Source organism: Lacibacter sp., assembly GCF_035299325.1.
Classification (GTDB): Bacteria; Bacteroidota; Bacteroidia; order Chitinophagales; family Chitinophagaceae; genus Lacibacter.
In genome coordinates, this window is sequence record NZ_DATGWT010000017.1 from 15,942 (window position 1) to 39,232 (window position 23,291).

The following is a 23,291-nucleotide window of genomic DNA, read 5'->3' on the forward strand; positions in this document are numbered from 1 at the left end:
ATCGTTATGAAGCAAGTTTTCATTACTGTTTTTCTTTTCACATTAACATGTTCTTACAGTCAATCGTATATTCCTGAAAGGAAAAATGCAAAAGTAAAAGTGCAACCTGTTGTACCGATCAAAGCATTTGCTTTTCCGTTGAGTAATGTGAAACTGTTACAAAGTCCGTTTGCAAAAGCAATGCAGTTAGATAGTGCCTACCTGATATCGTTGAGTGCAGATCGGTTGCTGTATCGTTTTTATGAAAATGCAGGATTGCCCGTGAAAGATTCTGTGTATGGTGGATGGGAGATATTAGGATTGTCAGGTCATACATTGGGGCATTATCTTTCGGCTGCATCGATGATGTATGTGTCAACAGGTAATGTTGAATTTAAAAAACGTGTTGATTATATCGTTGCAGAACTGGAACGTTGTCAGCTGGCACGCAAGACCGGTTATATTGGCGCCATACCAAACGAAGATTCCATTTTTGGCAAAGTAGCTAAAGGAGAAATTAAATCATCCGGTTTTGATTTGAATGGTGGATGGAGCCCTTGGTACACGGTACATAAAGTAATGGCTGGTTTATGCGACGCCTATTTGTATTGCAACAGCAACAAAGCATTAAAGCTGGTAACAGGTATGGCCGACTGGACTTATAACACCGTAAATCATTTGCCCGATTCAACACGATTGAAAATGTTGAATTGTGAATACGGCGGCATGAATGATGTGCTGGCGAATATCTATTCCTTCACAGGCAATAAAAAATATCTTGATCTCTCGTATAAATTTTATGATGATTTTGTAATGGGCAAACTGGCGCAACGCATCGATCCGTTACCCGGCAAACACAGCAATACCAATGTGCCGAAAGCGATCGGCAGTGCAAGACAATATGAGTTAGCAGGAAATAAAAGTGATCAAACAATTGCTACGTTCTTTTGGGAAACCATGGTGCATAATCACAGCTATGTGATTGGCGGTAACAGTAACTATGAGTATTGCGGCGAAGCAGGTAAGTTGAATGAACGACTTAGCGACAACACCTGCGAAACCTGCAATACCTACAATATGCTGAAGCTGACAAGACACTTGTTTGCATGGCAACCTTCTGCACAATTAATGGATTATTATGAACGTGCTTTGTACAATCATATTCTTGCTTCACAAAATCCGGAGAACGGCATGATGACTTATTTTGTGCCGTTGCGTATGGGAACAAAGAAACAGTTCAGCGATCAGTTCAATACATTCACCTGTTGCGTGGGTAGTGGTATTGAAAATCATGCGAAGTATGCGGAGCAGATCTATAGTTATGATGGAAAGAATAATTTGTATGTCAATCTTTTTATTCCTTCAGTATTAAACTGGAAAGAAAAGAATATCCGCATTACACAAACGAATTATATTCCTGAAAGTAAACAGGTAAAACTTATTGTTGGCTCTGCAACTTCAGCTTCTTTTACATTGAAGATTCGTAAACCATCCTGGAGTAATCCATCAAGTGTTATAAAAGTGAATAACATTCCTGTGAAAACTGAAACAGATGCAGCCGGTTATTTAACAACAACACGTGTATGGAAAAACGGGGATGTGGTTTCGGTTGATCTGGACATGAATCTTTACACCGAAGCAATGCCCGATAATCCCAATCGTATTGCGTTCAAATATGGCCCGTTGGTATTGGCAGGTTTGTTAGGCAAAGAAAAGCCCGATCCTGTTATTGGCGTGCCGGTGTTGTTAACTTCAAATCGTAATGTAAATGATTGGATGCGATCAACTTCTTCTCTACAGTTTCAAATGAAGAACGTGGGTAAACCATTTGATGTAAAGCTCATTCCGTTCTATCAAACCTACGATCAGTATTACAGTGTGTACTGGGATTATTTTACACCCGATGAATTTGCCAAACTGCAAGCCGATTATGAAGCAGAGAAAAAACGTATACAGGAAATTGAAAACAGAACAATTGATCACTTCCGTGTAGGCGAAATGCAACCGGAACGTGATCATAACCTCAAAGCAACAGAACGTTCTTATGTGAGCGATGCCATGGATCGTATGGGTCGTGAAGCAAGAAGTAATAATTACTTCGAGTTTGACATGAAAGTGGATGAATCAACAAATAATTCGTTGCTGTTGACTTATATAGGTGATGATAAAGATCGGGTATTTGATATTTTAGTGGATGGCGTAAAGCTTGTTACAGTAGAATGGAAAGGAGGTAAAACGGGTAAGTTTTATGATATAGAATACAAACTGCCTGCAAGTATGGTCAACGGAAAAACAAAGATCACCGTAAAGATCGATGCAAACCATGGTAAAACGGCAGGTCGTATTTTTGATGTACGTACTATAAAAGAGTAACAATAAATTATGGGCAAAGCAATTGTTGTTGGCGGTGGCATTATAGGTTTAAGTTCTGCGTACTATCTGCAACAAAGCGGATGGGATGTAACGGTATTGGATAAAGGTGATTTTTCCGATAACTGTTCGTATGGTAATGCAGGTTATGTTTGTCCGAGCCATTTTGTGCCTTTAGCAACTCCCGGTATTGTAAGTCAAGGTTTGAAATGGATGTGGAATTCAAAGAGCCCGTTTTATGTTGAACCACGTTTAAATACTGCACTCATTTCATGGGGGCTAAAGTTTATGAAAAGTGCAACATCAAAGCATGTTGCAGAATCGGCTATTCCTCTCCGTGATATTGCATTGCTGAGTCAACAGTTATACGAACAATGGACTTCTATTCCGGGATTCGATTTTGCTTATGAAAAGAAAGGATTGCTGGAATATTTTCAAACAACAGAAAAAGAGCAACATTCTCATCATGCTGTTGAAGACGCAAAGAAGTTAGGTCTTGATGCAGTGATGTTATCTGCGGCAGAAGTACAGGCAATGGAACCGCAGGTGCAGCTAAATATTCGTGGAGCGTTGTATTTTAAATGCGATGCACACCTGTATCCGCAAAAATTGATGAAAGGCTTGCTGACGATTTTAAAGCAAACCGGTGTGCAGTTACTTTCAAACGCAGAGGTAACAGGTTTTGAAATGAATGGTCAGCAACTCAGATCTGTAAAAACAAAACAGCAACAGTATGATGCGGACGTGGTAGTTATTGCTACAGGTTCATGGTCGAGAGAAATTGCATCGATGGTTGGTTTGAATTTACCATTAATGCCTGGCCGTGGTTATTCGGTTACATTGGAAGATTCGCCATTCAAATTAAATTATCCGGCTGTGTTGCAGGAAGGTCGTGTTGCCATTACGCCAATGGATGGAAATAAGATCCGCTTTGGTGGTACGATGGAAATCACATCAATAAATACCCCACCACGAATGAAACGGGTAGCGGGTATTCTGGATGCAGTTGAACGTTATTTACCAGAATTTAAAATACCGATGCCGGCAGAAAAGGATATTTGGTACGGTTACCGTCCATGTTCAGCTGATGGAATGCCGTATATCGGTCGTGTAAAGAAAAATGTGATCATTGCAACCGGCCATGCGATGGTTGGCTTGAGTTTAGGTGCAGGAACCGGTAAGCTGGTGGCAGAACTGGCCAATCAACAATCAACAAGCGTTGATTTAAAACCTTACGATCCTCAACGATTTTCGTAATTTGCTGTTATCTCTCATTAACAACCAACAAAATGAAAAAGATATTCCTTTTTTCAATTGCTGTCATCTTATTTACTGTTGCATCAGCACAACATCAATTAGTAAAACTATGGTCAACCGATACAATTTTAAAAGTACCGGAATCGGTTTTGTTTGATGGAAAGAATAAGGTGTTGTATGTAGCTAATATCGATGGACAGCCTTGGGCGAACGATGGAAAAGGTTCGATTGGAAAAGTGGGGCTTGATGGAAAGATTATCGCAGTTGATTGGGTGAGCGGTTTGCTGGCACCCAAGGGAATGGGTTTGTATAAAAATAAACTATACGTTGCTGATCTAACTGAATTGGTGGTGATCGATGTAACTACAGGAACTATAATTGAACGGATAGCAGTTGAAGGTGCCGGGGGGTTAAATGATGTATCGGCCGATGAAAATGGAACTGTTTATGTAACCGACTCACGTGCAAGACGTGTATATGAAGTGAAAGACGGTAAGGCGTCAATGCTGCTAGATAGTTCAAAATTAAAAGGACCGAATGGTATATTAAAACATAAGGGCAGTTTGTATGTGTTGGATGCAGGCAGTATGTATCGCATGGAAAAAGATGGGTCGCTCACCAAACTTGCAGAAGGAATGGAAGGTGGCACAGATGGTATTGAAAACGTTGGAGGCGGGGATTTTCTTGTATCAACATGGGGAGGTGTGGTTTATTATGTTGCAGCTGATGGTACGAAACAGGTGTTACTGGATGGGCGGGGAGACAAAATAAACTCAGCCGATATAGGTTATGATGCTGCGAAACGAATCGTATATATTCCTACTTTCTGGAAAAACTCGGTGGTGGCCTACGAGCTTAAATAACCATTCAAATGCTGGATTTTTTGCAGTAACCGGCACTGATTAGTTCATAAGCCTGACATAGCATAAAGTTGGGTTATACATGTGTGCCAAATAACAATTTAAAATATACACATGAAATAAAGGAATGTGAAAACTTGTCGGACGGTTGTCTGTAACCGTTCGGATGTTCCTAATTTTACAAAACGTATGGACTGTACATCGCAACGGATCAATTACCGTAACACGGCTGCTTTTTCGTCAATTGTATTGGATTACCTGGATAATGCTTCGGCATTGCAGCCTTTCTATGTGCACAGGCCAAACCTTGAGGGCATAAAGCAAGCTATCGCCCAACGTTCAGCGTTTAAGACCAACCGTAAAGTGTTGGTCGATCATCTAAAGCAACAATATAATTCTGTAAGCGAATCAAAGGCAGTGAATCGTAACATCGAATTGTTGTTGCAGGAAAATACGTTTACCATCACTACTGCTCATCAACCTAATTTATTTACCGGCCCGCTTTATTTTATTTATAAAATCCTGCATGCAGTCAAACTTGCTGATACATTGAAGCAGGAGCTGACACAATACAACTTTGTACCGGTGTATTACATGGGAAGTGAAGATGCGGATTTTGAAGAATTAAGTTATGCAACAGTGAATGGCGTAAAATATCAATGGGCTACCAAACAGAACGGAGCCTTTGGTAGAATGGTTGTTGATAAACATATCACACAACTCATTCATGCCATCAGCGGACAATTATTGGTTGAGCCGCATGGAAAAGAGATCGTGGAAGCATTGCTTGCATCATACAAAGAGAAAACAACCATACAGGATGCAACCTTTGCGTTTGTGCATTTCCTGTTTGAACGGTTTGGTTTGGTTGTGATCAATGCTGATGCAAAAGAGCTGAAAGAGCAAATGATCCCGGTATTTGAAGATGAATTACTCAATCGTTCATCTGCAAAAAAAGTAACAGATACCATCACTAAAATTGATGAACTTTATAAAGTACAGGCGGGCGGCAGAGAGATCAACTTATTTTATTTTGATGAAGACCTGCGTGAGCGGATAGAAGCAGATGGAGATAGTTTTGCAGTTGCAAATACAACGATCAAATTTACAAAAGAGGAAATGCTGAAGGAGTTGAACGAACATCCTGAGCGATTTAGTCCCAATGTAATTTTGCGTGGTCTATACCAGGATACTATTCTTCCCAACATTGCCTTTATTGGTGGCGGGGGAGAGTTGGCTTATTGGTTAGAGTTGAAAAATGTGTTTGCACATCATCATGTTCCTTATCCTGTGTTGGTATTGCGTAATTCTTTCCTTGTAACACAAAAGCAATGGATCGGGAAGATAGAGAAGCTTGGTTTTACGGTTGAAGATTTTTTCAAAAGCAGCGAAGCATTACTCAATCAATATGTACATCGCACAACAGTCAATAAAATTCAACTCAATGGCAGTTTAACCAAAGCTGAGGAGTTGTATGAGTTATTGAAGGAACAGGCCGCAACTGTTGATCCCACCTTGTTGCAACATGTTGAAGCATTAAAAGTAAAAGCTGTTTATCGCTTGCAGGAACTGGAAAAGAAAATCATTCGTGCAGAAAAAAGAAAGTATGCCGATGAACAACGCCAGATACAAACGATCAAGCAACAACTGTTTCCAAGTAATGGCTTGCAGGAACGTAAAGAAAGTTTTCTGAGCTTTTATGCAAAGCAGGGAAGTGAGTTTATTGATGCATTGTATCAACACTCTCTTTCTTTGGAGCAGGAGTTTGTAGTATTGACGACTGAAAAGTAAATCAATCAAATTTATTATCCCATCCCTGTTGTTTCAACTTGTTTACTTTGGTAAGCACTTCATCGTTCATCGTTGATTTATAGCTGGCGATCTTTGCAGCAACTGTTTCGTCAAATGTTCCAATGATCTCTGCCGCAAGTATGCCTGCATTTTTTGCAGCATTCAAAGCAACAGTAGCAACTGGTACACCATTCGGCATTTGTAAAATAGAAAGAACAGAGTCCCAGCCATCAATCGAGTTCGATGATTTTACAGGTACACCAATTACAGGCAAGATTGTAATACTCGCAACCATACCCGGCAAATGAGCTGCACCACCTGCCCCGGCAATAATTACTTTCAATCCTCTTTCTCTGGCAGTTTTTGCATACTCCACCATACGAAGAGGTGTGCGATGGGCTGATACAACCGTTAATTCATAATCAATACCAAATTCTTTCAGGATGTCAGCTGCAGGTTGCATAACAGGAAGATCGCTGTCGCTGCCCATGATAATACCAATGATCGGAGTTGCCATAAATTGATTTGCTGCAAAGAAACAAAACTAAAGGCAGTAAAAAAAGAAAGGTCCGGCTGATGGGCCAAACCTTTAAAATCATTTGAGTTGAGTTATAGTTTATTCAAATCTCCCGCCAGCAACTTCATCTCAGCCTCAGCCAGCTTCGCCATGTAAAGAGAATTGATATAACGTGTTTGACCGTTAATATAATCGATCTGCACCTGGCGTAATTCAAGTGAGGTAATGGCCAGCTTACGGAACCGTTCAGTAGCGATCACATTGTTTTCTTCAATCAATGCCAATGTATTTTTTTCAAGCTTTACTAAATTGAGTGCATTCTGAAAATTATAAAATGCATTCAGCAAACTTGTGTTTACCTGGTTCTTTAAACGATCTATTACGATCTGTTGGTTCTTGATACCAATATCTGCTACCTGTTCCTGGCGTTTGATATTACCACCTTGAAAAATTGGAATGGCTATCCCGATATTTCCATTCGGCCCGAGGTTACGATTGAATAAGGTGAAACCTGCATCGTTTTTACTTTGTGATAGGTTGAAGTTGCCATTGAGTGTAACCGATGGCAAACGTTGTGAGATGATCTCACGTTTTTGTTGTACCAATACCGATAAACTGCTTTGAGCAAGTAACAGATCATAGTTATCTGTTGTTGCTTTTTGTTGCAAGGCAGCATAGCTGACAGTTGCATCTGGCTCTATGACCTCCATTACTTCAAAAACAGTTTCGGGTTTACGGGCCAGTAAATTATTGAAGTTGGCTTTGGCGACACGGATATTATTTTCAATAGCTAACAAACTTCCTTTTTGTTGATTGAGATCTACTTCAGCCTGCAGGAAATCTGTTTTAGGTGCAGTACCAATTGTAAACCTGCTTTCAGCGATCAGTTTACGTTCTTCAAAAAATTTAATAGTTGCCTGTAATGCTTTTCGTTGTTGATTCAGCTGTACAATTTCATAATATGCAGCAATCACATTAAACACGGTTGTATTCACCTGGCTGCGGAAACTCAATTCACCGATCTTTTCTAATTCTTCTAACCGACGTTTACTGGCAAACATCCGCATGCCATCAAAGATGCGCCAGCTTACGGCAAAGCCTGCGTTGAGGTTACGAAGAATAGCGCCATTTCGCTTAATGGTTGTGCCATTTGTTAACCGCTGCTCAAGATTGTTAGATGCAATACCTATTGTACTGTTGAGATTAATGTTAGGCCATAAACCTGCTGTGCCCCAATTATTATTGATAGTGCCGATCTGTTGTTCATTCTTTACGATCTCAACATCAAAGTTTTTTTCAACAGCCATACGTATAGCATCATCAACACTCAGCTTTGATGATTCCTGTGCAAATGCGAGGATATTAATCAGAAAGCTTAGTGATAACAGTTTCAGTCTCTTCTTCATGCACTTTAATTTTTTTGGATGACAGGTACGAATACATGGCAGGAATTACAAACAGTGTTAATACTAACGAGAACATAATTCCACCAACAATTACAATACCTAAGGGGATACGGCTTGTTGATGCTGCACCCAATGATAAAGCCAATGGTAATGCACCAAGCGCCATAGCCAGGCTCGTCATTAAAATAGGACGCAAACGCATCGTTGCTGCTTCAATAACCGCAGGTTTCTTCAACATGCCTGCATGTTTTTTCTGATTCGCAAATTCAACGATCAGGATTCCGTTCTTGGTTACAAGCCCGATCAGCATGATCATCCCAATTTGTGAAAAGATATTGATCGTTTGATCGAATATCCAAAGTGAGAATAATGCACCGGCAATAGCCAATGGTACAGTAAACATGATCACCAACGGATCAATAAAGCTTTCAAATTGTGCAGCCAATACAAGGAAGATCAAGATCAATGCAAGACCCAATGCAAAAAATGTATTGCCACTGCTCTCCGCAAAATCTCTTGAGTTACCTGATAATGCTGTGTTGAACGATTCATCAAGCAACTTATCTGCAATGGCTTCCATTTCTTTAATACCATCACCAATCGTTTTGCCCGGTGCTAAACCTGCACTGATAGTTGCTGATTTGTAACGGTTGAAATGATAAAGTGTTGGTGGTGTGGTTTCTTCTTCAAAACTTACAAACTGATCAACAGAGATCATTTGTCCCGCTGCATTTCGTACAAAAAGATTTTTCAGATCGGTTGGATCATCACGGTCACTACGTAACACTTGACCGATTACCTGGTACTGTTTTCCATCTTTAATAAAATAACCAAGTCTTCTGTTACTGAGTGATAATTGCATCAGTTCTGAAATATCGGTTACGCTTACACCTAATTCACTCGCACGTAAACGATCAATATTTAATCGCAGTTCGGGTTTGTTAAATTTGAGATCTACATCAACACTTGAAAACACAGAATTTTTCTGGGCTTCTTCCAGGAACTTGGGCAACACCTCTTTCAGTTTATCAAAATTATTATTCTGTACAACAAACGCTACCGGTAAACCACCACGACGGTTTACTGAAATGGTTTGTTCCTGTATGGCAAATGCCCTTCCTTCATTATACTTTGGAAGATTTCGGTTAATTACATCAACAATCTGTTGTTGCGAACGATCACGTTCATCAGGATCAACAAGTAGTGAACGAACAAAACCACTGTTTACTGATCCCGCTCCTGTAAAACCAGGTGCTGTAACGGAGATGAGTACCTTATTTTCAGGAACACTATCCAATACAAGCTGGTTAAGTCTATCAATATAAGCATCCATTGCTTCAAAACTTGTGCCTTCGGGCGCACTTACCTGTAAGCGAAACTGGCTACGGTCTTCCATTGGTGCAAGTTCGCTTTGCAGCGTGTTGCCAATAACCCAGATAATACCAAAGCAAGCAATAATCAGTAGTAGTGCCACCCATCTTACACGCATAAAACCGATAAGCAGTTTATGATAACCACGTTCCATACCGGTAAAAAATGGTTCTGTTACCCGATAGAACCATCCATGCCTTGTACCACCTTTGCGGGTTAGATAAACGTTGAGTACAGGTGTTAAGGTGAGTGATACAAATGCAGAAATCAATACCGCACCCGCTACCACAATACCAAACTCACGGAACAAACGCCCCACAAATCCTTCTAAGAAAATGATGGGAAGAAATACTACTGCTAATGTGATGGAGGTTGCAATTACAGCAAAATAAATTTCTTTCGAACCTTCACGGGCAGCTTTGTATTTATCCATGCCCTGTTCCATTTTCTTAAAGATATTTTCTGTTACCACAATACCATCATCCACCACAAGACCTGTTGCCAATACAATAGCTAAAAGTGTAAGTACATTAATGGTAAAGCCGCTGAGGTACATGATAAAGAATGCACCAATCAGTGAAACAGGAATATCGATCAACGGACGAATCGCAACGATCCAGTCCCGGAAGAAGAGAAAGATAATGAGTACCACCAATGCAAACGAGAGTACAAGTGTTTCTTCTACTTCTGCAATGGACTTGCGAACAAATTTTGTTTGATCCATACCCACATCAAGTGTAATGTCTGCAGGTACTTCTTTTTTGATCTGTTCGTAACGTTTATAAAACTCATCGGCAATGGCAACATAGTTGCTGCCAGGCTGCGGAACAATTGCCAAAGCAATCATTGGGGTTCCGCTTTCTTTCAAACCACTTTCTTCATTTTCCGGACCAAGTACAACCTGTCCTACGTCTTTTAATTTAACGTCACGCCCTTCAATATTCGCAACAATGAGGTTGTTGAAATCTTCTTCTGTACTTAAACGACCGAAGGTGCGTACAGTTAACTCCATGGTATTGCCGGAAATTTTACCCGAGGGCAGTTCCAGGTTTTCACGTTGCAATGCAGTCTGCACATCTCTTGCAGTTAGCTTATACGCTAATAATTTTTCAGGTTCAAACCAGATACGCATAGCATATCTTTTTTCGCCCCAGATATTCACAGTACTAACACCGGGAATGGTTTGTATTCGTTCGAGCAGATTGTTTGTTGCATATTCTGTAACCTGTAAAGGATTGCGACTCTCACTCTGAATAGTCAATGAGAGGATAGGATCACTGCTTGCATCTGCTTTTGTAACAACAGGCGGTGCATCAAGATCGGCAGGAAGAGATCGAACAGTTTGTGATACTTTATCACGCACATCATTCGCTGCTTCTTCAAGATTAAACCCTAATTCGAACTCTACGTTAATATTGCTGTTACCCTGGCTGCTGCTGCTCGTAATATTTTTTACACCTGCAATACCGTTGATCGATTTTTCCAACGGTTCGGTGATCTGCGATTCAATTACATCGGCATTTGCACCGGGATATGAAGTGCGTACGCTGATATTCGGCGGATCAATAGCAGGATAATCACGAATCCCTAAGAAACGAAACCCGATAACCCCAAACAACACGATCATGATGTTCATCACAATGGCCAGAACGGGTCGCTTCAAACTCAGTTCGGAAATAGTCATACTTAATTATTGAACTTTTGAGAGTTTCACTTTTGCCTCGGGTTTCAAACCGAGTAGTCCGGTTGTAATAATAGTATCGCCGGGAACAACTCCACCTGTAATTTCTACATTGGCAGAATCACGGATACCTGTTTGTACATCTACAAATTTGGCAACACCATCTCTGTAAAGAATTAATTTTTTACCTCTTGCCTGTGGCAATATGGCTTGTGCCGGAACCAGTATAGCATTATCATTTCTTGCAAAGTCCATATCTACTTTTGCAAACGAGCCGGGCACTAATGCTGCATCATTTTGTTGCACCATACAACGCACATTCAAACCACGTGTGGTTTCACTTACGGTTGATTCGGTAGCATACACTTTTGCAATGAATTTGCGGTTGCTTCCTTCAGTTGAAAAACTGATTGTTTGACCGATGCGAATTTTGGAAGTATATTTTTCCGGAACGCTAAACTGTAATTTCATCTGACTCAGCTGTCGAAGACTTGTAATAATTGTAGAAGGAGTGATGTAAGCACCATTCGAAATATTTCTGAAACCGATCTTTCCGTTAAATGGAGCACGTATCTCTGTTTTTACAATATTAGTACGCAGCAATTCAATGTCGGCTTTGATATTGCTTACTTGCAGGAAACTAAGATCATAATCCTGCTGACTGATGCCACTTATTTTCAACAGCTCTTTGTTTCGCTCTTCCGTTTTTTCAGCGATCTGCAACTGTACCTGTAATTTTTTTAATTGCGCCTGCAGATCACCATCAAACAGTTTTACAAGCAATGCACCTTTGTTGACATATGCTCCTTCGTTAATGGAATGTGAAACTACACGACCACTTACTTCGGCCTGTATCTGTGTTTCTTCCATAGGCAACAATGAACCGGGAAGTTGAACCGGCTCGCTAACAGAACCTGTTTTAACGATATAGCCAACAACCGTCATCGGTGCTTGCTGACGGCCTCCCTGTGGTGCTGTGGATTGTTTTTTTTCGTCTTTACAGCTTGTTGCCAATACGAATATGGCAGCTGCAACCAATGTAATTATTCTCATGTGTTGTATAGAATAGCTAAAGGTAAGCATAGAACAATTTTATGCCTGTTTAGTTGGATGAGTGGTAAAAACAATGGCTAGCCATCGGACATAACTGCTTGTATCCGAATTCCTGTGAGTGAAAGGCCTTTTATTTTGTTTTTACTTTCAGTAAATGTTTGATGCGGTTGGCTTTATATGTTAGTTCGCTTCTGTCTTTGCCAATAACAGTAACATGTCCCATTTTACGACCGGGTTTGGTGTGTGTCTTGCCATAAATATGTACGAATGCGTTTTCCATTTTGAGTACATCTTCAAGCCCCTCATAATAGGCGGGGCCGCTATGGCCATCTTCGCCCACAATATTTAAAATAACTGATGGCATGATTGCATCGGTACAACCAAGCGGATAACCAAGCATAATGCGCCACAACATATCAAATTGCGATGAGTAGTTGCCTTCAATACTATGATGACCACTGTTGTGTACACGTGGCGCTGTTTCATTCACCAGTACATCCCCGTTCTTATCAACAAATAATTCTACAGCAAATAAACCCGGCGATTCAAGATTGCGTACAACAGCCATGGCAATAGCTTCCAATTTCCAGAATGTTTTTTCAGGAAGTTCTGAAGGTGAAACCTGGTAGTCAAGTAAATTCAACAGTGGGTCAAAAACCATTTCAGCAGGCGGGTACATGGTTGTTTCACCATCCTGCCCCACTGCCACGATCATGGCAATTTCTTTTTGAATAGGTACCAGTTTTTCTAAAACAGCAGGTGAATCAAAACCACGTTCAAGATCAGCAGCAGTTTTTAATAGTTCAACACCACGACCATCATAACCACCCATACCTACTTTATGTGCCGCCGGTAAAAAAGAAACCAATGCGTTCAGTTCTTCTTTGTTTTCGGTGATCACAAATTCTGATGTTGGTATCTGGTGATGTTGGTAGAATTTCTTTTGTTCAATTTTATTTTTGATGATGCGCAGAGCAGCTGGCTTCGGAAAAACTTTTACGCCTTCAGCTTCCAGTTTTTCCAGTGCTTCCACATTTACACTTTCAATTTCAATGGTAATGGCATCTAATCCCTTTCCAAATTTGTAAACGGTTTCAAAATCCTTGATGTCACCTTTTGTAAAGTGATGACAGAGATGTGCCGATGGGCAATGTTCATCGTTTTCAAGTACAAACGTTTCAACGGGGTAGTTGGCTGCTGCCTGTAATAACATGCGGCCTAACTGTCCGCCGCCGAGGATACCAATTTTTTGCATGCGGCAAAGATAATTGCTTGGAAGGTTTCTGTTTGAAGCTTAATAGTTTAATTTTGCCCCATGCATCCCGATTATGCCAATAAGCGCTTCCACGATAAACGCAGCAACTACTGTTTGCTGATGGAAGTATTGGCGATTGACTCCAACTGATTGTTTTGAGAAAGGTTCTGCTCTTTGAACCTGATTTGTTCCTCTTTTATTGAAATTAAAATCAACAATCATGTCAACAATTGCTGTTAACAAACAACCGGCTGTACAAAAAGATTTTCTTCCATTACACGGCACAGATTACGTAGAATTTTATGTGGGCAATGCCAAGCAGGCGGCGCATTATTATATTTCGGCGTTTGGGTTTCAACCATTGGCCTACGCCGGTCCGGAAACCGGCATGAAAGACAGGGCCAGTTATGTGGTGCGTCAAAATAAACTTACGCTGATGCTCACCACGCCACTTCGTCCGGATAATGAAATGGCTGATCATATTTATAAACATGGTGATGGCGTAAAAGCATTGGCCTTAAAGGTAGATGATGCAGCCTCGGCTTTGCAAGAAACTACCAATCGTGGTGCAAAACTTTATAAGGAAACAACAACCTTAACAGATGATCAGGGAAAGGTTGTCATTAGTGGCATTCATACATATGGAGATACGGTTCATTTGTTTATTGAACGCAAAGATTACAATGGGGTGTTCATGCCCGGCTATCGTTCGTGGAGCAATCCCTATTTCAAAGTAAAAGATACCGGCTTGCAATATGTTGATCATTGTGTGGGTAATGTTGGGTGGAACCAAATGAATCCATGGGTAAGCTTCTATGAAAATGTGATGGGCTTCCGTAATATTCTCAGCTTTGATGATAACGACATTTCAACAGAATATTCTGCATTGATGAGTAAAGTGATGAGTAATGGAAACGGCTATGTGAAATTCCCCATCAATGAACCGGCTGAAGGCAAAAAGAAATCGCAGGTGGAAGAATACCTCGACTATTATAACGGCGAAGGTGTGCAACATGTGGCCATGGCTACCAATAATATTGTAGAAACTGTGACAGAATTGCGCAGCAGGGGAATAGAATTTCTGCAGGTGCCTACCACTTATTATGATGATCTGCTCGACCGTGTGGGCCATATTGATGAAGATCTTGCCCCGTTGAAAGAATTAGGAATTTTAGTTGACAGGGATGATGAAGGATATTTACTTCAGATTTTTACCAAGCCTGTCGAGGACCGTCCCACGCTGTTTTTTGAGATCATTCAGCGTAAAGGTGCCCAGAGTTTTGGTAAAGGAAACTTTAAAGCTTTGTTCGAAGCGATAGAAAGAGAGCAGGAAGCCAGAGGAAATCTGTAATTTTACGGGGCAGTTTTACTGCCCCGTTTCATTTGATTTTATCCACAATTTGAAATATTTTTGACAGCATCCCGTTCATAACAAATCCAGTATGCTCAACAAAAGCCTTCTATTCATTTTAAGTTTCAGCCTGTTTGTAACAGGTGTTGTTGCACAGTCGCCTTACGAAGGAAGCAGTGCAACCGTTTCTGCCGCCCGTAGTTTTAAAGGAGCCGGCATATTTTCCAAAGTAGAAGATTCATTGCGTAAAGAATTAAAGGAAAAAGGTTTTCAATGGCCGTTGAAGTACATGTATATGCGTGCCTTTAAGCACGAGAAGCAATTGGAAGTGTGGTTGAAGAACGATTGGGACGAAAAATTTGAACTCTTTAAAGTGTATAAAGTATGTGCAACATCCGGCACTTACGGACCCAAACGTAAAGAAGGCGATAAGCAGATACCCGAAGGCTTCTATTATATCAACGAATTTAAACCCAATAGTAATTATCATCTGGCTCTGGGTTTGAACTATCCCAATACTTCTGATGCTATTTTAAGTGATCAGGTGAAACCAGGCGGTGATATTTATATTCATGGTAACTGTGTAACCATTGGTTGTTTACCGTTGACCGATTCATTGATCGAGCAAGTGTATTACTTAGCATCTGTTGTAAAAGACCAGGGACAGGATTTTATTCCTGTGCATATATACCCGGTTCGTTACGACAATCAAAAGGGCATGGAACAATTGGTGACGAAAACAAAAAACAAACAGGGTGTACAGGAATTTGCTAAGCAAATCAAGGATGCTTATGAATTTTTTGAAGATACACATCAACTGCCTACTGTATTAATCGCCAAAAATGGCAGTTACGTTGTAGCTACAAATCCTGAGACGCCGAAAGTAAAACGCATAAAAGTAATTGAAACCAATAATAAGGCAAATCCATATGCCGCCTGGGCATTAGAAGAAAAAGTGGATCGTGTTCCTTTTCATAAAGATGGCAATGCTGCATTGCAAAAATGGTTATTTAATTTAAGTCAATCTTTGGTTCCGTACTTAGATGGAAACCCTTCCATGTCTTTGCAGGTTGAATTCATAGTAGATAAAAATGGCAACACTGCATTAGCAACAGTTATTCGTGGTGGCCATGCCGAACTGAACAGGGTTGTGAAAGAGAAATTTGAAAAAGAATTGAAATGGCAGCCGGCTACAAAAGATGGCCAGCCAGTAAATACAAAGCTGATCCAGAACCTCAATATTGCAGCGCCGGAAGATTTATAGTATCTTTCAAGTTCGAACCACAAAACCCAACATCCAGCATTCATGTAAAGCGATCTGTACGCCGTGGAAAAACCCACCACATGAAACTTGGACAGTTTATAACCATTTGCTTATCTCTAACTGCTTTTTTCATCTCACAGAAAAGCAAGGGGCAAACTATATCCGGTGTTATAAACGATTATTATAATGTAACTGGAATAACAAATTACGGCACCCACAATTCCTATTCTTATTCAGGCATCACGTTACAGAATATCTCGAACCTTTCTACTGGCGATCGTGTACTCATCATTCAAATAAAAGGTGCAACTATAACTGAAACAAATACCTCAAACTTCGGCAACATTAATTCAATTGGTAATGCCGGTAAATACGAATTCTCATCTATCTGCGGTTTTTTAAATAATACCATTGTCTTAAGTAATCATTTGCTGAACACTTATGATGTTGCAAATGTGCAAGTGATAAAAGTTCCTGTCTTCACTGATGTAACGGTCAGCGGCACATTAAGAGCAATAGAATGGGATCCGGTCTCGGAAACCGGAGGCATTATAGCGTTCGAAGCATCCGGTACAATTACAATGAATGCAAATATCAGTGCCGATAGTGCAGGATTTAAAGGCGGGCCACTGTTTAGAAACACAACGTATCATTGTGGTTCTGAAACTGCTTGGTATTATGGCTTAACAGGAAACGAAGGAGCACCTAAAGGAGAGGGTATTGCAGCATTTATCAGTAATAAAGAATATGGGAGAGGCAAACAAGCAAATGGTGGTGGTGGTGGAAACGAAGATAACACAGGTGGCGGTGGAGGATCAAATTATGCAGCCGGTGGTGGTGGCGGCCATAAATTAATTACTTGTGTAGCCACAACATCAGGCGAACCAGGTCTTGCTTTAAGCGGATTTGGATATTCACTCTCAAATAATAGAGTTTTTTTGGGTGGGGCTGGTGGCAACGGAGAAAGCAACAATAATTATGGTGGAGCTTCTGTTTCCGAAGGAACTCCTGGCGGTGATGGCGGTGGATTAGTTTTTGTTAAAGCAAACGAGTTAATTGGGAATGGGTTCACTATTTCAGCAAATGGTTCACAAGGTTTAAATCCTCAATTACCTGTTAAAACTGAAGCCGCTGGTGATGGTGGTGGAGGTGGTGGTGGTGCAGGTGCGGTTATGCTAAACATCACTACTTACACTGGCAGCGTTACTGTACAGGCAAGAGGTGCGAACGGTTCCAATGCAGGATTTCAAGCACAATGCCCTGGTCCTGGTGGTGGTGGTGGTGGTGGCGTAATTTGGACATCTTCTTCTTTGCCGGCAAACGTTTCAACATCAGTTGCAGGGGGTACGGCAGGTGTTATTAAACCTACATCTTACGACCCTTCATGCGAAGGATCAACGAACAATGCAACTGCAGGCAGCGCTGGCATAGTTCAATCAGGTTTTGTTGCACCCCAAGGAACCATTACAATTGACTGTTCTATTTTACCAGTTGATCTCTTAAAACAATTTATTGGCAAACGAAACAGCACGAACGTACAATTGAATTGGGAATTAAGAAATAAAGATGCTGTTCAGAAAATAGTATTAGAGAGGAGAATTGGTAATGAATCTTTCAGGAATGTATATGAACAATTAGATCCACAAACCAGTAATGGTTTTTATACTGATGAACCAGTAAACTCAAATGTTACCTACCGCCTTGTTGTGTTTGCTTTAAATGGAGAGAAGCAATATTCGAATCATGTATTTATTGAAGCAGATGCACGAAAAACATTTCATCTCTATCCCAACCCTGCAAATGATGATGTAACCATTCAGTTGCCTGCAAACTTTAACGGCAAAACACAGGTAGTAGTGACAGATATAAATGGTCGACAGGTTATCAATCAACAACTATTTATTCAATCATCGCAAATCAATACTGTTGTTTCCGTGAAACACTTACCTGCTGGAATTTATAATATCCGGCTAGAAAATAAAGATGGATCGTACTCAGCAAAACTGCTGAAGCAATAATTACAACATCAGCATCTGCACCGTTTCAGGGCTTTGTTGTTTTAACTCAATTTTTTTTCCGGCTGTTAATCGCTCAATGGTTTCGTTGTTGTAATGACGGATGCTGAGCAGTGTTAATCCTTTCTCCACCTGCACATCAAATTCATTTGATGCAGCTAATGCAAGCTTTTCCACTTTATCAGGACGATCATCAATACACAATTGCAAATTCACGGCATGGGTTTGAATAAGGTTAGGTTTGATGTGCAGCTTTGCCATCATTTCATACAGATCACTCATAGGCTGTTCACCAATGAACGAAAAATCTTTTGTGTGCAGTTGCAGCAATACCTGGTTTTGCTTGATAACGATAATGGGCGGCAGATTTTTTACCGGGTTGTTATGAATAACTGTGCCGGGCAAACTTGCATCAGCAAAGCATTTTACATACAGCGGAATATTTTTATTCTGTAATGGTTTAATGGTTTTTGGATGTATCACCTGTGCACCATAAAAAGCCATTTCAATTACTTCATCGTAATTCAGTTCGCTGATGTATTGTGCATCGGCGAATAACTTTGGATCAGCATTCATCACGCCTTTCACATCTTTCCAGATAGCCACACTTTCTGCATCGAGCATGTATGCAAATACCGCAGCTGTATAATCACTTCCTTCACGACCAAGCGTGGTGCTTTCATTTTCATCGGTACAACCAATAAAACCTTGCGTAACTACAATATTGCTATTTGTAAATAAAGGTTTGATGATTGCATTCACCTGTTGTTGTGTGAATGAAAAGTCAATTGCTGCGTCACGAAAATTATCATCTGTGCGGAACACATCTCTTACATCGATCCATTGATTGCTGATACCAATTTCATTGAGATAAGCACTTACAATGGAGGTGCTTAATAACTCACCAAGACAAACAATCTGATCGTAGTAATAATCATAATCACGAACGGGTTGATCATGTAAGAGCCATTCCACTTCAGTAAAGAAATTATTGAATTGCTCCATCAACGGATTGAAATGGGTGACCAGCAAATACTTTGCTTCATCCAAATGTTGCAGCTTTACGGCACGAAACAGTTGCAATGCTTCTTCTTTCTTGCCAGCAAAAAAAGCTTCGGCAACTTTCTCCAGTGCATTGGTGGTTTTGCCCATGGCAGAAATAACGATCATCAATTGCTCATCGGGATATTGTTTGATGATGTTGCCAAGGTTCTGCACTTTTTCATAGTTACTTACACTGGCGCCGCCGAATTTGAAAACCTGCATGAAGATGTCTGATTTATGATGTATGATGTAGGATGTTCATCCCCTTCTTTGTATAAAAGTGCTGCAAAGATAGGGGGTGGTTGTGTGCTCACCTGAATGATGACTGTACAACGCACTTACTGAAACCGGGTTTACTATTTGCTGAAAAATATTCAGCCGCTCAAAGGCTGTCCCGAAAAGAATCGGGGTCTTCGACGGGATATGAGAAAGGCCTGATGCGAAACGGAGTGGAACCCGGAACTCAGCAGCAATCCGGACAGACCTGTGGCAGGGGGTGGGAAACTCGGCTGACAGCCCAACACACTAACTAAGAACTTAGAACTCAGAACTATGTCTTTTCTGCCAATTTTTCACCTTCACCCCCCATGGCATTATCATTGAGTAGGGTAAGTGAACTTAAAAACAATCCAGATCATGGGAAAGATTATAGGAATCGACTTAGGTACAACTAATAGCTGCGTATCCGTAATGGAAGGAAACGAGCCTGTTGTGATTGCAAACGATGAAGGGCGCCGTACAACCCCATCGGTAGTGGCTTTTTTGAAAAACGGTGAACGTAAAGTGGGTGATCCTGCAAAACGCCAGGCGATCACAAACCCTATTAATACCATTAGCTCAGTGAAGCGTTTTATGGGTCGCCGCTTTGATGAAGTGGGCGAAGAGATAAAACACTGGAGTTATAAAGTGTCTCAAGGTGACAATAATACCGTTCGTATTGACATAGATGGCAGACTGTATACCCCACAGGAGATCTCGGCGATGGTGCTTCAGAAAATGAAGAAAACCGCTGAAGATTACCTGGGCCAGGAAGTAACAGAAGCGGTTATTACCGTACCTGCTTATTTTAACGATGCGCAACGCCAGGCTACAAAAGAAGCCGGTGAAATTGCAGGTTTGAATGTTCGTCGTATTGTGAACGAACCTACAGCTGCAGCCCTGGCTTACGGTCTCGATAAAAAACATAAAGACCAGAAGATCGCAGTATTCGATCTTGGTGGTGGTACATTCGATATTTCAGTTTTGGAATTAGGTGATGGTGTATTTGAAGTAAAATCTACTAACGGTGACACTCACCTTGGCGGTGACGACTTTGATAAAGTAATCATCGACTGGTTGGCTGATGAATTTAAAAACCAGGAAGCAATTGATCTTCGCAAAGATCCAATGGCGTTGCAACGTTTGAAAGAAGCTGCTGAAAAAGCAAAAGTTGAATTGTCTTCTTCAAGCGAAACAGAGATCAACCTGCCTTATGTTACAGCAGTTGATGGCGTTCCAAAACACTTAGTATTAAAGTTAAGCCGTGCAAAGTTTGAAGCATTAGCAGATAATTTATTTGCCCGTTGTTTGAAACCTTGCGAAGCTGCATTGAAAGATGCAGGTCTATCTACCAGTGATATTGACGAAGTGATCTTAGTGGGTGGTAGTACACGTATTCCTAAAGTGCAGGAGATCGTTGAAAAATTCTTTGGTAAAAAACCAAACCGTGGTGTAAATCCTGATGAAGTGGTTGCAGTTGGTGCAGCTATTCAAGGTGCGGTATTAACCGGTGAAGTGAAAGATGTATTATTGCTCGACGTTACTCCGCTGAGCCTTGGTATTGAAACTTTGGGTGGTGTAATGACTACGTTGATTGCCAGCAACACAACTATTCCTTCTAAGAAAAGTGAAACGTTTTCTACTGCGGCCGATAATCAACCGGGTGTACAGATTCATGTATTGCAGGGTGAGCGTCCGATGAGTAAGGATAATAAGAGCTTGGGTATGTTTAACCTCGATGGTATTCCGCCAGCTCCACGTGGTGTTCCGCAGATTGAAGTAACCTTTGATATTGATGCCAATGGTATTTTGCATGTAAGTGCAAAAGATAAAGGCACAGGTAAAGAACAAAAGATCCGTATTGAAGCAGGCAGTGGTTTGAGCAAGGAAGAAATTGAAAAGATGAAGAATGAAGCGAAGGCCAACGAAGCAGCGGATAAAGCGGAAAAAGAAAAAGTAGAGAAGATCAACCAGGCTGATAGTTTGATCTTCCAAACAGAGAAGCAGTTGAAAGAATACGGTGATAAAATTGGTGCTGATAAGAAAGCACCGATTGAAGCTGCACTTACTAAACTGAAAGATGCACACAAAGCACAGGACCTTGCAGCAATTGATGTGGCAATGACCGAAATGAATACCGCATGGACAGCAGCCAGTGAAGAAATGTACAAAGCAACACAGGATGCGCAAGCTGCACAGCCCGGTGCAGATGCAGGCGCTGGTCCGGATGCTTCAGCAGGTCCAAAAAGTGATAATGTAGAAGATGCACAGTTTGAAGAAGTGAAATAAACCACTGATTTAAATTGAAGCAATGATGATACTGATAAGCCCTGACAGATTTGTCGGGGCTTTTTTATTTAGAATATAATTGGGGCATGAAAAAGTCCGTCACTTTTCAGTAATGAGCCATCTATAAAAAAGTTCAGGTAGTAGTTAAATCAGGTCTAACGCTTTTACGAAGTAATAACAGATAAAAGGAAAAGTGGCGGTAATATAATTAGTAAAAGCCGGGGAAAATAAAATATTACACAAGCAGCTACAGAAACAAAAAACGAGATTTTAAACAGATTAAATTAAATGATTAGGTGAGTAAATTCATTGCGATAAAATAACTAAAAAGATGAAACAAAAGTTCGCAATTATTTTGAAATCTTCTCTTTGTTATTAATCTTTGCCTGACTTTATTTTCTAACCCAAAACATTTTTATGAAAAAGAACTTTTTACTGCTTGTCATTTTAGTTTCCTCTTTCTCTTTTGCACAGGCACAATCAACTCGATTTGGATTTACAGCCGGTGCAACTCTTGCCACACAAAAAATAAAAGTGGAAAGTGTATCAATTAAATCGGATGGAAAAATTGGCTTTACAGCAGGTGTTTTTGCTGACATTGCTTTGTCAGAAAAATTCGCATTTCAGCCTGGTCTTAATTTTACCCAAAAGGGGGGTAAATTCGATGGAGGAGAATTTGCTGAAGATGATGTAACAATGACATTAAATTATCTTGAGCTTCCTCTTAATGTCCTGTATAAAGCTCCTGCAGGAAATGGTAAATTCTTTTTTGGCCTCGGTCCTTCTATTGCCTTTGGTCTTAGTGGTAAAGCAAAATCAGGTGGTGAAAGTGAAGATATTAATTTCGGTAGTGATGAAAACGAAGACGCTTATAAACCTTTAGATTTCGGCGGTAACATTGTTGCAGGTTATGAGTTGTCAAGTGGTTTGTTATTTTCGGTAAACTTTAATACCACATTGAATAATATCAATACAACTTCTGACGCTACAGTTAGGAATACTTATTTCGGTCTTCGTATTGGATATTTACTTGGCGGAAATAAATAAGAAAATTTCCCTGATCTTTTTTGAAAGAGTATTGCCATGCAATACTCTTTCTTTTTTAATAATGCTTGGAGGTTCAAAATAAAATATTTACCAGTCGTGCCTAAAATCTGTATTAGTAATTTGGCTTTATGTTCATCAGATACAAAAAAAGCCCGTCACTTTTCAGCAACGGGCCATCTATAAAAAAGTTCAGGTAGTAGTTAAATCAGGTCTAACGCTTTTACGAAGTAATAACAGATAAACGGAAAAGTAGCGGTAATATAATTAGCAAAAGCCGGGGTAAAATAAAATATTACACAAGCAGCTACAGAAACAAAAAACAGAATCCAGTTTAATGCAGATGATTTCTTTTCCATGCGTTAAGAATTTTTGCGAAGATAAGGGAAGAGAAGTGAACAGAAAAGTGCTGTTGAAAATCTCAATTCATATACACTTTACAACTGTTTGTTGACCATTTGTAACATCACATATACATGTTATTGG

Annotated in this window: 16 protein-coding genes; 9 read left to right on the forward strand and 7 right to left on the reverse strand. The window is 40.4% G+C overall.

Annotation, left to right across the window (positions count from 1 at the left end; translation table 11 throughout):
• Window positions 1-6: 6 nt before the first annotated feature.
• From VK159_RS10485 to bshC, 4 genes are all read left to right on the forward strand, one after another.
• The gene (locus tag VK159_RS10485) at window positions 7-2,352 is read left to right on the forward strand and encodes a glycoside hydrolase family 127 protein (protein WP_324230090.1); all 2,346 of its coding nucleotides are present in this window, start codon (window positions 7-9) and stop codon (window positions 2,350-2,352) included.
• A gap of 9 nt (window positions 2,353-2,361) precedes the next feature.
• Window positions 2,362-3,606: an FAD-dependent oxidoreductase gene (locus VK159_RS10490; RefSeq protein ID WP_324230091.1), complete on the forward strand. Its 1,245-nt coding sequence runs from the start codon at window positions 2,362-2,364 to the stop codon at window positions 3,604-3,606.
• A 32-nt stretch (window positions 3,607-3,638) separates the two neighbouring features.
• Window positions 3,639-4,469: an ATP/GTP-binding protein gene (locus VK159_RS10495; protein WP_324230092.1), complete on the forward strand. Its 831-nt coding sequence runs from the start codon at window positions 3,639-3,641 to the stop codon at window positions 4,467-4,469.
• Window positions 4,470-4,655: 186 nt separating this feature from the next.
• Window positions 4,656-6,257 (forward strand): bacillithiol biosynthesis cysteine-adding enzyme BshC, encoded by a 1,602-nt coding sequence (gene bshC / locus VK159_RS10500; RefSeq protein ID WP_324230093.1) that lies wholly within the window; start codon window positions 4,656-4,658, stop codon window positions 6,255-6,257.
• A 1-nt stretch (window position 6,258) separates the two neighbouring features.
• Here the strand turns inward: bshC and purE are convergent, their stop codons facing one another.
• The 6 genes from purE to VK159_RS10530 all read right to left on the reverse strand — a co-directional run bounded on the left by purE (window position 6,259) and on the right by VK159_RS10530 (window position 13,762).
• On the reverse strand, window positions 6,259-6,774 hold the full coding sequence (purE, locus tag VK159_RS10505) for a 5-(carboxyamino)imidazole ribonucleotide mutase (RefSeq protein ID WP_324230094.1): 516 nt from the start codon (window positions 6,772-6,774) through the stop codon (window positions 6,259-6,261).
• Window positions 6,775-6,866: 92 nt separating this feature from the next.
• Entirely contained in the window at window positions 6,867-8,180 is a 1,314-nt protein-coding gene (locus VK159_RS10510) for a TolC family protein (protein ID WP_324230095.1), read from the reverse strand.
• Complete coding sequence (locus tag VK159_RS10515) at window positions 8,137-11,235, reverse strand: efflux RND transporter permease subunit (protein WP_324230096.1); 3,099 nt, start codon at window positions 11,233-11,235, stop codon at window positions 8,137-8,139. Before VK159_RS10515 ends, VK159_RS10510 begins: the two co-directional genes overlap by 44 nt.
• 6 nt (window positions 11,236-11,241) lie before the next feature.
• Window positions 11,242-12,285, reverse strand: coding sequence for an efflux RND transporter periplasmic adaptor subunit (locus VK159_RS10520; RefSeq protein ID WP_324230097.1), 1,044 nt, complete (start codon window positions 12,283-12,285; stop codon window positions 11,242-11,244).
• 130 nt (window positions 12,286-12,415) lie between these two features.
• Window positions 12,416-13,540 (reverse strand): 5-(carboxyamino)imidazole ribonucleotide synthase, encoded by a 1,125-nt coding sequence (locus tag VK159_RS10525; RefSeq protein WP_324230098.1) that lies wholly within the window; start codon window positions 13,538-13,540, stop codon window positions 12,416-12,418.
• Window positions 13,541-13,579: 39 nt separating this feature from the next.
• Window positions 13,580-13,762 carry a hypothetical protein gene (locus VK159_RS10530; RefSeq protein WP_324230099.1) on the reverse strand — a complete coding sequence of 61 codons (183 nt, stop codon included), beginning with the start codon at window positions 13,760-13,762 and terminating at the stop codon, window positions 13,580-13,582.
• Here VK159_RS10530 and hppD point away from each other — a divergent pair.
• From hppD to VK159_RS10545, 3 genes are all read left to right on the forward strand, one after another.
• On the forward strand, window positions 13,761-14,891 hold the full coding sequence (gene hppD, locus VK159_RS10535; protein WP_324230100.1) for a 4-hydroxyphenylpyruvate dioxygenase: 1,131 nt from the start codon (window positions 13,761-13,763) through the stop codon (window positions 14,889-14,891). The genes VK159_RS10530 and hppD overlap by 2 nt on opposite strands.
• Window positions 14,892-14,982: 91 nt before the next feature.
• The gene (locus tag VK159_RS10540) at window positions 14,983-16,155 is read left to right on the forward strand and encodes a L,D-transpeptidase family protein (protein WP_324230101.1); all 1,173 of its coding nucleotides are present in this window, start codon (window positions 14,983-14,985) and stop codon (window positions 16,153-16,155) included.
• Window positions 16,156-16,235: 80 nt separating this feature from the next.
• Window positions 16,236-18,173, forward strand: coding sequence for a T9SS type A sorting domain-containing protein (locus VK159_RS10545; RefSeq protein WP_324230102.1), 1,938 nt, complete (start codon window positions 16,236-16,238; stop codon window positions 18,171-18,173).
• Here VK159_RS10545 and VK159_RS10550 read toward each other — a convergent pair whose 3' ends face one another.
• Window positions 18,174-19,436 carry an aspartate kinase gene (locus tag VK159_RS10550; protein WP_324230103.1) on the reverse strand — a complete coding sequence of 421 codons (1,263 nt, stop codon included), beginning with the start codon at window positions 19,434-19,436 and terminating at the stop codon, window positions 18,174-18,176.
• Between the two features lie 414 nt (window positions 19,437-19,850).
• Here VK159_RS10550 and dnaK point away from each other — a divergent pair, with 414 nt between their 5' ends.
• The gene (dnaK, locus tag VK159_RS10555) at window positions 19,851-21,761 is read left to right on the forward strand and encodes a molecular chaperone DnaK (RefSeq protein WP_324230104.1); all 1,911 of its coding nucleotides are present in this window, start codon (window positions 19,851-19,853) and stop codon (window positions 21,759-21,761) included.
• Window positions 21,762-22,178: 417 nt separating this feature from the next.
• A complete protein-coding gene (locus VK159_RS10560; RefSeq protein ID WP_324230105.1) occupies window positions 22,179-22,808 on the forward strand; it encodes a porin family protein in 630 nt (209 codons plus the stop codon).
• Window positions 22,809-23,291 lie beyond the last annotated feature (483 nt).

Bases quoted from the DNA above. Each gene is read 5' to 3' on its own strand.
- VK159_RS10485 (WP_324230090.1), top strand. From the start codon at position 7: ATGAAGCAAGTTTTCATTACTGTTTTTCTTTTCACATTAACATGTTCT.
- VK159_RS10490 (WP_324230091.1), top strand. From the start codon at position 2,362: ATGGGCAAAGCAATTGTTGTTGGCGGTGGCATTATAGGTTTAAGTTCT.
- VK159_RS10495 (WP_324230092.1), top strand. From the start codon at position 3,639: ATGAAAAAGATATTCCTTTTTTCAATTGCTGTCATCTTATTTACTGTT.
- bshC (WP_324230093.1), top strand. From the start codon at position 4,656: ATGGACTGTACATCGCAACGGATCAATTACCGTAACACGGCTGCTTTT.
- purE (WP_324230094.1), bottom strand. From the start codon at position 6,774: ATGGCAACTCCGATCATTGGTATTATCATGGGCAGCGACAGCGATCTT.
- VK159_RS10510 (WP_324230095.1), bottom strand. From the start codon at position 8,180: ATGAAGAAGAGACTGAAACTGTTATCACTAAGCTTTCTGATTAATATC.
- VK159_RS10515 (WP_324230096.1), bottom strand. From the start codon at position 11,235: ATGACTATTTCCGAACTGAGTTTGAAGCGACCCGTTCTGGCCATTGTG.
- VK159_RS10520 (WP_324230097.1), bottom strand. From the start codon at position 12,285: ATGAGAATAATTACATTGGTTGCAGCTGCCATATTCGTATTGGCAACA.
- VK159_RS10525 (WP_324230098.1), bottom strand. From the start codon at position 13,540: ATGCAAAAAATTGGTATCCTCGGCGGCGGACAGTTAGGCCGCATGTTA.
- hppD (WP_324230100.1), top strand. From the start codon at position 13,761: ATGTCAACAATTGCTGTTAACAAACAACCGGCTGTACAAAAAGATTTT.
- VK159_RS10530 (WP_324230099.1), bottom strand. From the start codon at position 13,762: ATGATTGTTGATTTTAATTTCAATAAAAGAGGAACAAATCAGGTTCAA.
- VK159_RS10540 (WP_324230101.1), top strand. From the start codon at position 14,983: ATGCTCAACAAAAGCCTTCTATTCATTTTAAGTTTCAGCCTGTTTGTA.
- VK159_RS10545 (WP_324230102.1), top strand. From the start codon at position 16,236: ATGAAACTTGGACAGTTTATAACCATTTGCTTATCTCTAACTGCTTTT.
- VK159_RS10550 (WP_324230103.1), bottom strand. From the start codon at position 19,436: ATGCAGGTTTTCAAATTCGGCGGCGCCAGTGTAAGTAACTATGAAAAA.
- dnaK (WP_324230104.1), top strand. From the start codon at position 19,851: ATGGGAAAGATTATAGGAATCGACTTAGGTACAACTAATAGCTGCGTA.
- VK159_RS10560 (WP_324230105.1), top strand. From the start codon at position 22,179: ATGAAAAAGAACTTTTTACTGCTTGTCATTTTAGTTTCCTCTTTCTCT.